Origin of the sequence: Lederbergia sp. NSJ-179 (genome assembly GCF_022867885.1) — a bacterium.
In the GTDB taxonomy this organism is placed as follows: Bacteria; Bacillota; Bacilli; order Bacillales; family Bacillaceae_C; genus Lederbergia.
Genome location: NZ_JALIFP010000004.1, coordinates 75,780 through 91,690, shown reverse-complemented (window position 1 = coordinate 91,690; position 15,911 = coordinate 75,780). Strand labels below are relative to the sequence as shown.

Sequence of the window (15,911 nt, the reverse complement as noted above, 5' to 3'; positions counted from 1 at the left end):
AATCAATAGGAATAATCGATCTTTTTATCAATAAAATATCTATTATTTTCAACACGCCCAGAAATAACACCTGCCTGTCCTAGCATATTGGCCACTCCAGGCAAAAACCAAAGTTTTACAGAAGTAGATGCCTCTGCACTAATATAGGTTGGCAATGTCGTTAGATCTGCATCTGAATTATTTTCAATTAATGCCATGGTACGAGCAATTTTATTCCCCTCTGGATGCATAAACAAAAAGATTTTTAAATAATCATGGTATCCCGCTTTATAACGAATGCTTTTAAAGAAACGGGGCTTTTCCCCGCTAGATATTTTAGACATATCTGCAATCGTATGAGTTAGGGCATAGACTAACGCTGCGGCCCACATATATGGTCCAAATGCTCTTACCTTTGCATCAGTAAATGATTCGACAAAATTAACTGCAAAACGAAAGGCAAATATTTCCGTTAAGGCGGCTGCATAGTTAGCTCCAGTTGACTCAAGTCCATACATAATATATTCAACTTCATTGTTTGGCAGGGAAAATCCCTCCGCCCCCTTAACCTTAAAATCATGTGCCTTAAATTTCGTCATAATAAACTCATTCATATAAAGCTTATCTCTTGAGTTGATCAAGGCATCTCCAATCGCACTAAAAACCATGTCAACAAAATTCATTGAATCCTTTGCCACATCGTCTGGGTTTTCACGATTAAATTCATTTTTGCTATCTTCAATCGACCCTTCATACTTTGCAGCGAGATCAGCAATTTGCTTAATAAGCTCCTGATCCCCTAACATCGCCTCTGCCTCGTTCAGTAATTTATCTAAATCCTCATTTGCACTCTCAAGCTCTTCCTCTGCTTCTTCTTCTTTTTCCTCTACACCTTCATCCTTAATTGGAGGTCGGTCACCTGTAATAATTTCATAGGCTTCATCAATTAAAGTGTTAGCCGTATCTTGATGATTTTTAATCTGACCAGCAAACGATGCAATCCTGTTTTTATCCGAATCACGATAAAAATCGCCTGCATCAATGATGGATTGTAAAAGACTAATCTGTCCTTCTAAATTAGAATCATTATTTAAATCCACCTCTGCTTTTGCTAGAGACGTTTTATTTTCCAAGTTCGTAAAAAATTCGGGATCAATGATATAGTCATCTAATTTGCGATTGGCCTCCCGAATTTCCGATATTGTACCATCTGCATTCCCAGTCTCATTTTGATTCATATCAGCAGCTTGATTGGCATTTCCATAGCTTTCATTCGCTTCCGCTCGTTTATCATCAATCGTTTTTTTTATTTTTTCATTAAGCTCTTTTGCTTCTTCAATCAAAGTTAGAGCATCCTCTAATTCTCCGCGCATCCCATATGATTTCACCTTGAATGTGTCCATTAATTCTTTCGCTTGTCTTTCAAACGTAATAATGTCTTTATCATCCTGCTCCCGTTTTTCCTCTTCCTCTTCCCTTTCTTTCTTCTCCTCCTCTTTTTCATCTTCGCCAGGTTCTGAAAGCGGGTCCCTCTCTTTAATCTCTTGGTATTTCTTTAAATGCTTTAATAAATCTTGGAGATTCGCCACTGTAGGGAATTTTTTGGTCGATTCAGAGTGAACAACTTTTCCTAATTCTGTACTTCTTTGTTGCGCAATTTCAAGCTTAGATTTAATTTTGTCAAGTTTTTCTTCTCGATCCTCCACATCATCCTGAATACTTGTCGCGATCTCTACATATGTAGATGCTTCTTGCATTGCTTTAGACACTTGTAGGAAACCTTCAATAATTGTTTTACCAATTTCCATTGGTGCGCTATACTTCATTTCTTCCAGCACCTGATATTCGAAGGTTGTTTTATTGGAAAGCATTCTCCTATCGCTCACAATGATATTTACATCATCCTCAAGCTTTGTATCAATAAAACTAAAATAATCGCCTTCCTCCTGTTTTAAATTTTCCCTTAACACCTTATCAAAAATTTCCTTTGCTTCACTTTCTCCACCCTCAAAACCAAATAACCCATAGCCTTTAACATCTTGATTATAGGCAGACATCGTGGAACGTATCGCTGTTTTCATTGCTGTATCGGTTTCACGCTCTGCGGCCATAATTCGAATAAAGTCAATTAAAACGGCATTAAAAATAAAGAGGAGAAGAGTAATGATAATGGCATAAATGGAAACTGCTCCATTTTCATCTACGATAAACTTATGATAGATTTTTTTTAAAAAGCCGATCATTCTCCCCTCTTTCGTCTTTTATTATATTGGAATCCATTTCGCTTTCTATCTTGATCTGAACTGACTAATATAGCCGCTATATTTTGAAATATCATTCACAAAATATAGAATAAAATCAACATTGCGAATAAATTCGACTGGTTCAGTGATGGGCCGGGATGCTTGTGCACGCATCAAATCAATCCCAAACATGGTTTTCACCGCTGATGGTAAATAAAGGGGTTGTTGCAAAGTGACATTAATTCTGCTTCCAGCTAAGCCATTTTGAAATTCAACGCTACCTGTAATAGGCCCCGGTATTTCCTCAATCAGTTCAGCATGCTCCTTTTTCGCCACTAAACTAGAATCCCCAATATTTGGTAAACCAAATTGTTCTAAAATATTATTACTTGTTAATCTCCAATATAAGCCATCATCTAAATCATTCGTATACGTATCAAATTCACCTGTTTTCACATCTTTAGAGCTATTATTCCATACATATGAAACCTGATCTGCGATGCGATTTGCATCAAATTGCAATACAGATTTGTAATAGATCACAAGACTAAAGAAGATCAAAGATAGAGTAATAATGAGAAGCATCGGAAAAATCATTGATGCTTCAATTGTAAAGACCCCTTTATCATTTTTAAGAAATGAATATATCTGTTTCTTCATCAGAATCGCTCCTGACTATTAATCTTGCTGGAACTCCATTATTTTAGAATCTCCAAATTGTAATAAACTTGTTACCCAACCAGTAATTTGCTTTCTAAAGGCTAAAGCAATCACAACAATCACGGCAATAATCAACATAATTTCTAGTGTTTGCATCCCTTCCTCATCATTCCAAAAATTTTTAAACCACGTCGTTAGTGTATTCATCATTCATTCCTCCATTTTTTATGCTTTTTCAACATCCTCTTTTATTTACATAATGCTTATTGCTGGATAGCCAACAATAATCATGATTGCAACAAAGATAATAATTAAAGGGAAAACGAGTTTAGAAGATGCCTCTTCTCCTTTTGTTCTCGAAATATTTTTTCTCTTTTCCCATAAATCGTGTGACAGCTCTCGCAGTGATAAAATTAAATCTTGTCCACCTTTTCGGTAGTTTAATAATACTGTCGTTGTGAAGATAGCTACTTCCTGAATCGCACATTGCTTACTTAACTCATTTAATGCTTGCGGAAAGGGCTCATTACTTGTCATGCGGTTAACTGTTTCCTTTAGCTCCTTATAAAGCGGTGAATCATCATTCGTATTCATTTCTACACAGCGAATAATCGCTTGTTGTACCGTTTCTCCTGCATTGACAAGTAGAATAACCTTATTTACAAATTCAGGTAATTCCAATAAAATCTTATGCTTTCTTTCCTTTTCCAATGTAGATAATTGGTTAATAAGGAATGTTGGAATCATCACTGTAAACATAAGGCCAATTCCAAATAATAGATGATCTCCAGATGTTAATAGTCCTAATAAACAAGCACCAAGTAAACAAAGAAAAATAACGGAGATCAATTGTGCAAGGAACATTCTTGTGTGCTTTAAAGCATCTCGGCTCCCATGCAAACTAATCATTTTTTGTTGTATATAGGCCACTTGTGTATGCATCCGTTCTAATATTTTCAGTTTATTCATCAGAAGAAGTGAAACCGGAGCAAGAAACAGAAGTGGATACACCCCCTCGAATTCTTCTATCGTTTCGTCATATTTATGACGTGAGGCAATATATAAAATCAACATCATCACAAGTAAAACCGCTAAAAGTATTCCATAGATGACCAATATGGATCACACCTTAATATTCATAATTCTTTGACTGAGCCAATAAGACAAACACAACAAAGCTAAACAAAACGTCATAATTAACGGGCCTAATTTTGCCCAATCATATAAAGGTGCCAAGTAGTCTCCAGAACTATATTTTAATAATGCAATCATTCCTACTGGCATGATTGACAGGATTTTTGATTCGAATTTTTTTTGGGCTAGCATGACTTGTACCTCTTGCTGAATGTCTATCTTTTCACTAATCACATCGGCGGTTCTTCTAATAACCTCTACCAAATTTCCACCTGTACGTTTACATGTTATAAAAATATCGGAAAAATTAATGACATCCTCTAAATCTGAACGTAAGGCAAAATCTTGAATAGCTCGTTCAATCGTCTCCCCATTTTCAACTCTTCGATTAATAATTTCAAATTCACGGATAATATAAGTGTTTGGGTCAGGGTATAAGAATTTCAAATCATGAACCGTTTCACGAAAGCTATTTTCAATCGATCTTCCAGCCGCCAACGATGAGGATAAGGAGGCAATGGCTTCCTTGAACTGAACAGCCAATTTTTCCTTTCTCTTTAACAGTAATCTCTTTCTTTGCATTCTTGGAAATAGCAGTCCAGCTACAGCTAATATGAGTGAAAAAATGACACTTTCGTAAAACAAAAAACCGATCAAAAACAAAGCAATCATTGCCATGATGCTATAGAACAAAAACTCCTTGATACTAAGCTGATATTTTGAATAATCGATTAAGTGACCTTCTACTTTTCTAGTACGTTTTAGGGCCGCTTCTTTTTTCTCTTCTACTACTTTCTTCACTGAGACACTTTGGTTGGCAGCCTGTTTCGAGGTTTGCTGGCCTTGCTTTTGCTTTGATTTGCGATTCATTACAATGTAAATGACTAATAAAACAGGAAGAAGCAACAGGATCCACATATCTTGATTCATTTACTCATCACCTTAACTGATCATATTTTCCCTTTTCATAAGGAGGATTTCCTCAGGATCTATTCCTGCTTGCCTTAATTTCGAAACAGATTGCAGTTTATTTCCTGTTGGATTTAATTGACCGATCACCTTGCCTTCCTCAGTTTCTCCTTCCTCGACAAATTCAAATAAAGGATTTAATTGAATTTCGCCACCTTCTATACCAACTAATTCACTTATTGAAACAACCTTTCGCGAGTTATCTCTTAATCTCGTTAAATGGATGAGAATATCAATCGCTGAGTTTATTTGTTGGCGAATGACTTGTACAGGCAGATTAGCCCCACTTAAAACCATCGTCTCTAACCGGCTTAACATATCTAAGGATGAATTCGCATGACCTGTAGAAAGTGAACCATCGTGACCAGTATTCATTGCTTGCAACATATCCAAGGCTTCAGCGCCCCGAACCTCTCCAACAATAATTCGATTGGGTCGCATCCGCAATGATGTTTTAATCAGTTCGCGTATCGAAACTTCACCCTTCCCCTCTGTATTTGCATTACGTGTTTCTAATGCAACAAGATTGGGTACATTTTTAATTTGTAGCTCCGCAGAGTCTTCAATCGTAATAATACGTTCTTGTTGTGGAATAAAGTTTGATAAAACATTTAAAAAGGTTGTTTTACCTGAGCCTGTTCCGCCGCCAATGAAAATATTATATTTTGCAATAACTAAATCCTTTAAAAACCTTGCTGCCTCTTCACTGATTGCATCAAAATCAAGTAAATCCTCCATTGTCAAAGCTTTTTCAGGAAATTTCCGAATCGTCATCACCGGACCCTTTAATGCGAGGGGAGGCAATACAACGTTGACCCTTGACCCATCATGTAATCTGGCATCAACAATTGGTGAAGATTCATTCACCACCCGATTAACCTTGGACACAATCGATTGAATAATATCCTCTAGCTTTTGTTGATTTTCAAATTCAATATCCACTTTCGTTACTTCACCAAAGCGTTCAATGAAAATTTCCTTATGATTGTTCACCATAATTTCAGTAATCGTTTTATCATCTATCAATGGTTGCAAAATGTCATACCCACGAAACGCATTAAAGGTTCTGTTCACAAGCCATTGAATTTCCTTTGAATTCACACGATTCGTTTGGGCATATTCAAAAACTGCTGCCTCTACATACTCGAGTAATTCCTCGTTCGGGATGGAATGCATCAAATCCAAGGATTCTCTTAATTTTTGAATAATTTCCTTCACCTGTTCATCCTTGATCAATCTCGACACCTGCCTCACGCTTCACAATTAAATCCTCCGTAATAGCAAGTAATTCTTTTGTATATAAAGGGTGGTATAGAACTTGTTTCACATCATTATTTTGTAACCATTCCGTGATATTAGGTAAATAACCCCTGATAGGAAGATTAAATTTCAAATAAGCTTCTGGAAAATACCCCGTAAAACGATTCATAATAAACGTTACCTTTTCCTCTAAGTGATGTTCATTCCCAAACACATCATCCATTCGATCTAACATGCCAACCGTTTTATAAAAGCTTTGGATATCATTATTCAACAGCCAAATCACCTGATGGCTTTCTTCAATCGCGGCTCCAACTCTTTCGTGCACAGATGAATCCAAATCAATCAAAATATAATCGTAATGTTCTGTTTCAATGATTGCTTGAATAAGATATTTGATTTCTTCCCGTTTGATCGCAATCATTTCATCCGGGCAGATCGGTAATTGAAAATAATCGACATTCATTGTTTCATCGGTTTTCTTCAAAGATTCAATCTTTGACAAGAACTGTTCTGGTCTTGCTTTTAAATAATAGAAAACTTGTAAGGAGGGATGATCGTCCGCTGATTGGAAAAAAAGTGAGCTCGTATTTAAAAATTCAAGATTTAAATAAAATACCTTATTTCCCTTTAAAGCCATTTGTTTACTCAAGTTTATTGTGAAGGTTGTTTTCCCTGTTCCCCCATTCGGTGAATAAACAGAAAGTACCTTTGTCTTAATTCCTTCACGTGCCACTCCTTGAAACGTTGAGTAATGTTCATAATAGACTGAAAGCATATCAGATAGAATCTTATTCAACGGTTGGTATTTATAGACTGATTGAGATTGATTCGCATCATTCATACTTTCTTGTAAAAAGAACACCGTATTTTTTTCACTTAGAACCATATTAGGATTGTATAGCTCTGGTTGAATTAATAAAATATCATAAACTTGCTCCGTTTCGATATACTTCTTTATACGTGATGAACTAGAAAAAAGTTTCAAATCAAATTTAGATTTCAAATTTGAAGCCATGATATATTCACTAAATGACTGTAGGAATAGTGCATCTGTATCCCCAATAATAAGCTGTATTTTTTTCATTTAACCGTACACCAACCTTCATTCTCACGATCTTACAGACGAACTTAATCATAGTTTTTCTATAATTTCATATACAAAAGATACATGAAATGTCCGTTCAATTGTAGAGTTATGTCAAAATTTAGCTAAAAATAATCCAATAGACGCGTATAAAAACTAGATATTTTTAACCAAAATAACAAAAAAAAACGATATCTATTAGTGATTGCGTCCTAATGTCTAAGATTTAACGAAGAATAGATAAATAAGCAAAATCAGCAAGGAAAAGAAATAAAGAATGAAAGGTAATAAGTAAATGGCACTCCCTTTAGAAAAAAACATTCTATATCTAGGGAGACTTTTCTTTATTATTTCACTTTCTTGCTTATGCTCTTTTTTACATTCCGCCACTCTTTCAGTCTCTAATAAAACTGTTTCATCCCGCGAACCCACGTTCCCTAACCTCGATCCTTTTATTTCCACCTTATATAATAACAAAACATCCTTCTCAAAAAATCTCTCGAATTTCCTATTACTTTTGTTGGTAGAAAAGTTTCATTATTATCAGTAAAATCGTATAAACATAGGGACATTTCAATCGAACATCGATTAATCTTATATAAAGTGAGGATTTTGTTATGAAATGTAAAAAATGTGGCACAGAAGGAAATTCAGAGTTTTGCCCGAAATGTGGCGCTGATTTAAAAGGGAAGGCAAAATCGCCTCAAATGAAAAAGTGGATTGGTTTTGGATCTCTTTTCATTTTATTATTATTAATAGGCCTTATTGGTTACCCTTCACTTAAGGATTTAACCTCGCCCCATCAAGCTGTTGCAGCTTTAAAAGAAGCAGTCCAAAAAAAGGATGCAGACAGAATTCATTCTCTTATTCAATCAAATAAAGAAGGCTGGACATTCGAAAAAAAAGATGCAGACTTATTGCTGCATTATTTAAATGAACATCCAGAAGACGCCGATACACTTTTTAATCATTTAACAACATGGGCTAAAATATTAGAAGGTCAAACAAAGCCTGATCCCCATCTTGAAGAAACTTACGCTAGCATCTCAATGAAGGAAAGCGGAAGGAAATGGCTTTTGTTCAAAAATTATTCCTTTTTTCTAACTCCTGTATATATCGATATTTCTGTCAACCGTGATCATGTAAAGCTCTATATAAATGACGAGCTTGTAGATGAAAATCCACCTAAAAATGATGTAAATTCATATGGTCCATATTCCATCGGGACTTATGAATTAAAGGCGGTAGCAACTGGTAGTCATTTCGACGCAACTGAGTCCAGAATAGTAGAGGCATTTGAAATAGATACTCCACCCATCTCAGAAAAATTAACGATTAACGCAGGAGAAGTAAATCTAGCGACGGCTTATGATCATACTTCTGTTTTACTTAATGGAGAAAAAACCGACATCGAAATCGGTCGTCAGTTTGAAAAGTTCGGACTGTTACCAATGGACGGAAGTGCAACAATCACTCTAGAAAAAGAATTCCCCTGGGGTACTATGAGGTCAGAGGAATATGTCATTGACGATCAAAGAATGGATTTAAGCAAAGTTTCTGCATTGTCGGAAACAGATCGCAATAAAATAATGGAGATGCTAAACGAAAATTGGAAGCTACATACAGAAGCTTTAGTTTCGGGAGATGCTTCAAAAATGGATGTGCCGGAAGAATATAAAAAAGCTGTTGAAAAACAAGCTTCTCAATTGCAAGGAAAGAGAAAGAAATACGTCGCTACCTTTATTCAATCTCGTTATGATGTTGAATCTTTAAAAAGGCCTGTATATAACGAGGAAAAAGACCGTTATGAATTGCAAGTTGAAGCGGAATATACCCTAAATGAACCGGAATTGCATGGATATTCCTTATTGAGGGAAGGAGACAATGCGACAGTAACCTATTATATGACCGTATTTTTCGATGAAGAGTCCAAAGAATGGAAAATCGATCATTATAAAACAGGGAGTTTCTTCCTAACAAGCACAAATGAAATTAAAACATTTGATATTAAGTAAAGTGCAAGCACCCGTTTTATGGGTGAATTATCCTGTAAAAGACATGATGTCGCGTATTTAGCCTTTGATCCTTATCGTTTCTAATAATAACCATAAAAAATAATCCCTCATGCGCTTTAGCAGGTACGTGAGGGATTATTATTCTCTCGCTACCAACCCCTCTTGACGGGGACGGTCTATTGGCGACCGTTCCATGTTCCCGCATGGACGGTCTTTATTATTGTATGCAATTGTAACCTTTCTATGTTTATTATAACATGAAAATTACTTTGTTCAACAATATAGCCACTATAAAACATTATACGACATATGATATTATGCTGGAAAACGCCCTCGGCAGGAATCGAACCCACATTTTAAGAACCGGAATCTTACGTGTTATCCGTTACACTACGAGGGCAAAAAGGAAGCGTACGATATGAAATTATAGAACAAGTTTCTATAGAATGCAAGCAATATTTTGTTTAAAAACATGGCAAATGGAGAATATGGTATGGTAGAGGAGAGTTTTTCAAAAAAATCTTATTTGCAATTTGATTATTTGACCTTTACTGACCAAAGGTGTATGATAGTAAATATATAAAGTTTTCAACACTTTAAGGAAAGCGAGCATGAAAAAAAGGAGGAGAAACAAATGAATTTAATTCCTACAGTTATTGAACAAACAAGCCGAGGCGAGCGAGCTTATGACATTTATTCTCGTTTATTAAAGGACCGTATTATTATGCTTGGAAGTGCTATTGATGACAATGTCGCCAACTCCATTGTCGCACAGCTTTTGTTCTTAGAAGCAGAAAATCCAGAAAAAGATATTACAATCTTCATTAACAGTCCCGGCGGAAGTATCACAGCGGGAATGGCGATCTATGATACGATGCAATATATCAAACCTGATGTTTCCACCATTTGTACAGGAATGGCTGCTTCTATGGGTGCTTTCCTACTTGCAGCAGGGAAAAAAGGGAAACGATTTGCTCTACCTAATAGTGAAGTGATGATTCATCAACCACTCGGAGGAGCTCAAGGACAGGCAACTGAAATTGAAATTGCCGCTAAACGGATTCTATTCTTGCGTGAAAAACTCAATCAAATTCTTTCTGATCGCACAGGTCAACCACTTGAAGTGATTCAACGTGATACAGATCGTGATAACTTCATGACAGCTGAAAAAGCAAAAGAATATGGATTGATTGACCGAATCATTGAGCGGAAAGAAGAAATAGACAATAAGAAATAATAAAGTAAAAGGTTGCTCTGTATACAAATAGAGCAACCTTTTTTTAATCAAGTGAGAGGAGGCCTGGTCCTATGGGACGTGTAATAGAGGATCAAAGGCTAAATTCGCGACAACAATCGCCACGCCTTTGTGACCAACTCCCTGTTGGCTTCAAATTTCCTGAAACTGAATATGATGCAATTTGGCAAATAGACCGTTTTGTTGAACCAATTGAGTATACGTCCCATCTTCCTCAATTCCATTTTCTGTGACCACTAACACGCGATCCGCATCCCGAATTGTCGCTAGACGGTGGGCAATCACAAGGGTGGTACGATTCTCAGCAAGTTCATTTAAAGCCGATTGAATGATTTTCTCTGTTTCCGTATCAAGCGCAGATGTTGCTTCATCCAATATGAGAATCGGAGGATTTTTTAAAAACATGCGCGCAATGGCTAGGCGTTGTTTCTGACCACCGGAAAGCTTTAGTCCACGTTCCCCAATTTGCGTCTCATATCCATCAGGAAGGGAAGCAATAAAGTCTTCTAAGTGAGCTTTTTTTGCCGCCTCGCGGATTTCTTCCTCACTCGCATCCTGTTTCCCATAAGCAATATTTTCGCGAATCGTGCCCGTAAATAAAAAGACATCTTGCTGGACAATGCCAATTTGCGAGCGCAAAGAATGTTTCGTCATATCACGGATATCGATTCCATCAATCATAATCGCTCCCTTGTCCACATCATAAAAACGCGGGATTAAGGAACAAATCGTTGTTTTCCCCGCTCCAGAAGGGCCAACAAAGGCAACCGTCTCTCCTGCCCTTATATTCAAGTTAATCCCCTTCAATACTTCTTTATGAGGATCATATTGAAAATGAACGTCATCAAAACAGATATTTCCCATTAGGTTATTGACTTCTTCCGCATTTGGGTGATCCTTAATTTCTGGTTCTTGATTGATAAGGTCCAAGAATCGTTTAAATCCAGCCATTCCTTTTGGATACAATTCGAGTAAGGCACTGATTTTATCAACAGGCTTGACCAATACATTGACATAAAGAACAAAACTGACGAGTTCCCCATAGGTTAGCTTTCCATTAAAACTAAACCATGCCCCGACAATAAGAACAAGCAAAGTGACAAGTCGAGTCATCATATAAATACTAGAATGTGTACCGGCCATCACCTTATAAGCGCTAAGCTTAGCCAAACGAAATAAACCATTATCTTTTTGAAAACGAGCAATTTCGAATTGCTCATTGGTAAAAGACTGAACAACTCGTACACCAGATACGCTATCTTCTACTCTTGCGTTCACATCCGCAATTCGACTATACATATTCTTCCAAGCATGATTCATTTTAATATTGCAGTAGGTGACTAACCAAATTAAAAAAGGCACCATAATAACTGTAATAATAGCTAAGTTCGGATTGATATGAAACATGATTGCAAAAGCCCCGACAAAGGTCATAATCGCAATAAAGAAATCCTCTGGACCGTGATGAGCCAATTCCCCAATATCAAATAAATCATTCGAAATCCGACTCATAATATGTCCCGTTTTCGTGTTATCAAAAAATTTAAATGACTGGCGCTGAACATGAGTAAATAATTGTTCCCGCATATCTGTCTCGATATTGATTCCTAGCATATGTCCTAGGTAACTAACAATATATTGAAGAGCTGTACTCAAAAGATAGACAATAAGCAGAAGAGTACCGATTGTAACTATTTTATTCCAATTGCCTTCTGGCAAAAGCTTATCAATGAACCATTGCACCGCCACCGGGAATGCCAATTCTAGAATAGCGACAATAACTGCACTGGAAAAGTCAATGATAAATAAGCGTCTATGAGGTTTATAATAAGAAAAAAACTTTTTAAGCATAATGATACTCCTTCAACTTCAAACACGATCTGAACTAAAATAAGTAATCATAAAGATATACTATCATTTTATGATTGGAAAAGAGCGATAAATTTACATTTACCACTCTTTTCCTAGTCATTATTTGTTGTTTTCAATAAACCCGGCTAACCCCGCAACTGCCTCTTCTTCATCCGCACCATCCGCAGAAAGGGTTACAAGTTCATTTGGTCCGATCGCAAGGCTCATTAACCCCATGATACTTTTTGCGTTTACTTTTCGGCCACCCTTTTCAAGATAAACATCTGCCGTAAAGCTGCTTGCTTCTTGGACAAATTCTGCTGCATAGCGGGATTGCAATCCAGCCGGTAACTTAACTTCTATTTCTTTTACCACCATAGCTCCATCACCCCTTTACTTATTTATATGTACTGCTTGTTTCTCCCTTGCGTAATTTTTCTGCAATTTCATCAATTTTTCTTAATCGATGATTGATGCCCGATTTACTAATGGGACTGCCAGAAACCCTCTCCCCTAATTCTTTCAATGTGAGATCCTGATGCTCCATTCGTAATACCGCTATTTCTCTTAATTTTTCAGGCAAAATTTCCAAACCTTCTGTTTCCTGAATATATCGGATATTCTCTACTTGTCTTAAGGCAGCCCCAATCGTTTTATTCAGATTAGCTGTTTCACAATTCACAAGACGATTCACTGAGTTACGCATGTCACGAACAATGCGGACATCTTCAAATTTTAGTAACGCATTATGAGCTCCAATCACGCCTAGAAAATCAGCAATTTTTTCAGCCTCTTTTAAATACGTGATATAGCCATTTTTCCGTTCTAAAATTTTACTATTCAACGAAAAATGGTTCACCAGTTCACAGAGGGAAAGATTATGCTCTTTATACAAAGAAAAAATTTCAAGATGATAGGAAGAGGTTTCTGGATTATTAACAGAACCGCCTGCCAGAAAAGCCCCGCGCAAATATGAGCGTTTGCAGCAATCTTTGGCCACTAATTCTTTTGCAATATCATGCACTAAAGTAAAACCTTCCCCTAGAATTTTCATGTCACGCAAAATGAACTCGGCATTTTTTTTCAAGCGTACAATATAAACATTATTCTTTTTCAGGCGCATTTTCTTCCTAACTAATAATTCTACCTCGGCGTCATAAATCCTCTTTATTAATACATAAATCCTTCTCGCAATCGCCGCATTTTCCGTTTGGACATTCACAACGAGTATACGGTTGGAAAAGGAGAGTGAGCCATTCATTCTGATCAGAGCAGATAGTTCAGCTTTGGCACAGCAGTCTGCGGAATCTAAAGTTGTCAATTCTTTTTTTGTCGCTGAAGCAAATGACACATCTGCCACCTCCCAAAACGGATCTATTTCATATCTATACAAATGGCCTTGTTGTCTGTGGTAAGAGCGAATAAAGAATCTGAGCGACTTTATTCGTATCATGCCGAACAAACCCTTTCTCTAAACTAATAATTTCCTCGGCAATGACTTCAATTCCCAACATTTCAAGATTATCCACATCAAAAACAACCGGTCTCGCTTGTTCTTCTTGGTAACGGTATTTTAAATGTGAGGGAACCGGTTCATTGTTCACAAGCACAAGATCAATAAAAGAACGATCCATATGGGCATATAAAGCTTCAATATGATCGCTGGCCGTAAAATCAAGTGTTTCACCGGGCTGTGTCATTAAATTACAAATATATACTTTTTTCGCCTTAGCCTTACATATTTCTTCACCGATTCCAGGGACTAATAGATTAGGTAAGATGCTTGTATAAAGGCTGCCTGGTCCGATCACAATAAGATCAGCTTCACGTATCACCTGTATCGGCTCATGCAATGGTTGGATTAAATCGGGTGTTAAAAAAACACGCTTGATTTTTTTCCCCGATTCAGGGATTTTTGATTCCCCACTAATGATCGAACCATCATCCATCTCAGCATTTAATACAACACGTTGATTGGCTGCAGGGATCACCTGTCCGCGGACATTCAGTACCTTACTCATTTCCTGGATCGCATGCATAAAATCACCTGTGATCGAGGTAAGAGCAGCAAGAATTAGATTTCCTAAAGAATGTCCTGATAGCTCACTATTTGAGTTGAAGCGATGCTGAAACATTTCAATAATCAAAGGTTCTTGTTCAGATAAGGCGGCAATGACATTTCTGACATCCCCTGGTGGTGGAATTTCCATTTCCTTTCTTAAGCGGCCTGAGCTGCCACCATCATCCGCAACGGTCACAATAGCAGACAATTCAACAGGTAGATTTTTCAAACCGCGCAAAAGAACTGGTAACCCCGTTCCTCCCCCTACTACGGCAATCTTCGGCCTAGATGTTTGTGTCATAATGTTTTTCTCTTTCTCTTTTGAATATCTCGATGTGTAATCGAAACATGATAATCATTTTCATAAAATTCCCCAATATATTCGGCAAGGGCAACAGAACGATGTTGACCACCTGTACAGCCAATCGCAATCACAAGTTGGCTTTTCCCTTCTCGTTTGTAAAGGGGCAATATAAATGTTAATAAATCCGTTGTTTTCGCAAGAAACTTCTGGGTATCACTCCATTTTAGAACATAATGATACACCTCTTCTTCCATCCCCGTTTTTGGTCTCATATGATCAATATAATGAGGATTTGGTAAGAAGCGTACATCAAACACCAAGTCGGCATCAATGGGAATCCCATGTTTAAAACCAAAAGACATAACATTGACAGTAAACACCGTTTTTTTATTAGCGGAGAATTCTTCAATAATTTTTTCCCGCAATTCTTTTGGCTGCATATTCGAAGTATCATAAATTAACTGGGCTCGACCTTTTAATTCATCTAAAATATGGCGTTCTCGTCTGATTCCTTCAAGAGGTAAGCCCTCTGTCGCAAGTGGATGAGAGCGACGTGTTTCTTTATACCTTCTTACAAGCGCGGCATCATTTGCGTCTAAAAAGAGAATTTGTGGTGTCATCCATGTGGAATCAGAAAGTTCATCCAAAACACGTAGCAATGTATCAAAAAATTCTCGTCCTCGCAAATCCATGACAAGGGCTACTTTATTCATCTTATTTCCCGATTCCTTCATTAATTCCAGAAATTTAGGCATTAACGCCGGAGGTAAATTGTCCACACAAAAGAAACCTAAGTCCTCGAAGCTATGGACCGCAACGGTTTTCCCTGCCCCAGACATGCCGGTAATAATCACTAATTGTATTTCATCTGAACCTACTGCATTCATTCATTCCACTCCTGTTTTCTGCTTCACTGTCCATTTTGTTCACGTTCTTATTATTATACTATTTACTTTATGTAATTGACAGTACTTAAAGTCATTCATAGGAAGTTCAACCATTCGAGTGATGATCCGGAATATTAATGAAAGTTCAGCATTTCTCTAACGAAGTTCAGTCATACCAATGAACTTATACCCAAAAAAAGAAGCA

The 15,911-nt window shown here is 37.0% G+C and carries 13 protein-coding genes, 1 tRNA gene and 1 pseudogene; 2 read left to right on the top strand and 13 right to left on the bottom strand.

Features of this window, described 5'->3' with window-relative positions; translation table 11 throughout:
- Positions 1-2: 2 nt before the first annotated feature.
- Genes MUB24_RS04740 through MUB24_RS04710 form a run of 7 tightly spaced genes read right to left on the bottom strand, consistent with a single transcriptional unit; the run spans position 3 to position 7,332 of the window.
- Positions 3-2,222 (bottom strand): DUF5702 domain-containing protein, encoded by a 2,220-nt coding sequence (locus MUB24_RS04740; protein ID WP_244701925.1) that lies wholly within the window; start codon positions 2,220-2,222, stop codon positions 3-5.
- 45 nt (positions 2,223-2,267) lie between these two features.
- Positions 2,268-2,882: a TadE/TadG family type IV pilus assembly protein gene (locus tag MUB24_RS04735; RefSeq protein WP_244701922.1), complete on the bottom strand. Its 615-nt coding sequence runs from the start codon at positions 2,880-2,882 to the stop codon at positions 2,268-2,270.
- Between the two features lie 18 nt (positions 2,883-2,900).
- Positions 2,901-3,089 carry a Flp1 family type IVb pilin gene (locus tag MUB24_RS04730; RefSeq protein ID WP_244701920.1) on the bottom strand — a complete coding sequence of 63 codons (189 nt, stop codon included), beginning with the start codon at positions 3,087-3,089 and terminating at the stop codon, positions 2,901-2,903.
- A gap of 45 nt (positions 3,090-3,134) precedes the next feature.
- Positions 3,135-3,998, bottom strand: a complete 864-nt coding sequence (locus MUB24_RS04725) for a type II secretion system F family protein (RefSeq protein WP_244701917.1) — start codon at positions 3,996-3,998, stop codon at positions 3,135-3,137.
- A 6-nt stretch (positions 3,999-4,004) separates the two neighbouring features.
- Positions 4,005-4,946, bottom strand: a complete 942-nt coding sequence (locus MUB24_RS04720; protein WP_244701914.1) for a type II secretion system F family protein — start codon at positions 4,944-4,946, stop codon at positions 4,005-4,007.
- 12 nt (positions 4,947-4,958) lie between these two features.
- Positions 4,959-6,218 carry a TadA family conjugal transfer-associated ATPase gene (locus tag MUB24_RS04715; RefSeq protein ID WP_244702077.1) on the bottom strand — a complete coding sequence of 420 codons (1,260 nt, stop codon included), beginning with the start codon at positions 6,216-6,218 and terminating at the stop codon, positions 4,959-4,961.
- Positions 6,208-7,332: an AAA family ATPase gene (locus MUB24_RS04710; protein WP_244701911.1), complete on the bottom strand. Its 1,125-nt coding sequence runs from the start codon at positions 7,330-7,332 to the stop codon at positions 6,208-6,210. The genes MUB24_RS04715 and MUB24_RS04710 overlap by 11 nt, the downstream gene beginning before the upstream one ends.
- 617 nt (positions 7,333-7,949) lie before the next feature.
- Here MUB24_RS04710 and MUB24_RS04705 point away from each other — a divergent pair.
- Entirely contained in the window at positions 7,950-9,347 is a 1,398-nt protein-coding gene (locus tag MUB24_RS04705; RefSeq protein WP_244701908.1) for a TcaA 3rd/4th domain-containing protein, read from the top strand.
- Positions 9,348-9,675: 328 nt separating this feature from the next.
- Here MUB24_RS04705 and MUB24_RS04700 read toward each other — a convergent pair.
- Positions 9,676-9,747: transfer RNA gene (locus tag MUB24_RS04700), tRNA-Arg, on the bottom strand.
- 222 nt (positions 9,748-9,969) lie between these two features.
- Here MUB24_RS04700 and clpP point away from each other — a divergent pair.
- Positions 9,970-10,584, top strand: a pseudogene (clpP, locus tag MUB24_RS04695) (ATP-dependent Clp endopeptidase proteolytic subunit ClpP); the annotation flags it as partial.
- Between the two features lie 150 nt (positions 10,585-10,734).
- On the opposite strand, the gene MUB24_RS04690 reads toward clpP, so the two are convergent.
- The 5 genes from MUB24_RS04690 to rapZ form a co-directional block, all read right to left on the bottom strand.
- Positions 10,735-12,453 (bottom strand): ABC transporter ATP-binding protein, encoded by a 1,719-nt coding sequence (locus MUB24_RS04690; protein WP_244701902.1) that lies wholly within the window; start codon positions 12,451-12,453, stop codon positions 10,735-10,737.
- Between the two features lie 120 nt (positions 12,454-12,573).
- Positions 12,574-12,831: an HPr family phosphocarrier protein gene (locus MUB24_RS04685; RefSeq protein WP_244701900.1), complete on the bottom strand. Its 258-nt coding sequence runs from the start codon at positions 12,829-12,831 to the stop codon at positions 12,574-12,576.
- A 19-nt stretch (positions 12,832-12,850) separates the two neighbouring features.
- Positions 12,851-13,804: a DNA-binding protein WhiA gene (whiA, locus tag MUB24_RS04680; RefSeq protein WP_244701898.1), complete on the bottom strand. Its 954-nt coding sequence runs from the start codon at positions 13,802-13,804 to the stop codon at positions 12,851-12,853.
- 34 nt (positions 13,805-13,838) lie between these two features.
- Positions 13,839-14,816, bottom strand: a complete 978-nt coding sequence (locus MUB24_RS04675; RefSeq protein ID WP_244701897.1) for a gluconeogenesis factor YvcK family protein — start codon at positions 14,814-14,816, stop codon at positions 13,839-13,841.
- Positions 14,813-15,706 carry an RNase adapter RapZ gene (gene rapZ / locus MUB24_RS04670; protein ID WP_244701894.1) on the bottom strand — a complete coding sequence of 298 codons (894 nt, stop codon included), beginning with the start codon at positions 15,704-15,706 and terminating at the stop codon, positions 14,813-14,815. Before rapZ ends, MUB24_RS04675 begins: the two co-directional genes overlap by 4 nt.
- Positions 15,707-15,911: the final 205 nt, after the last annotated feature.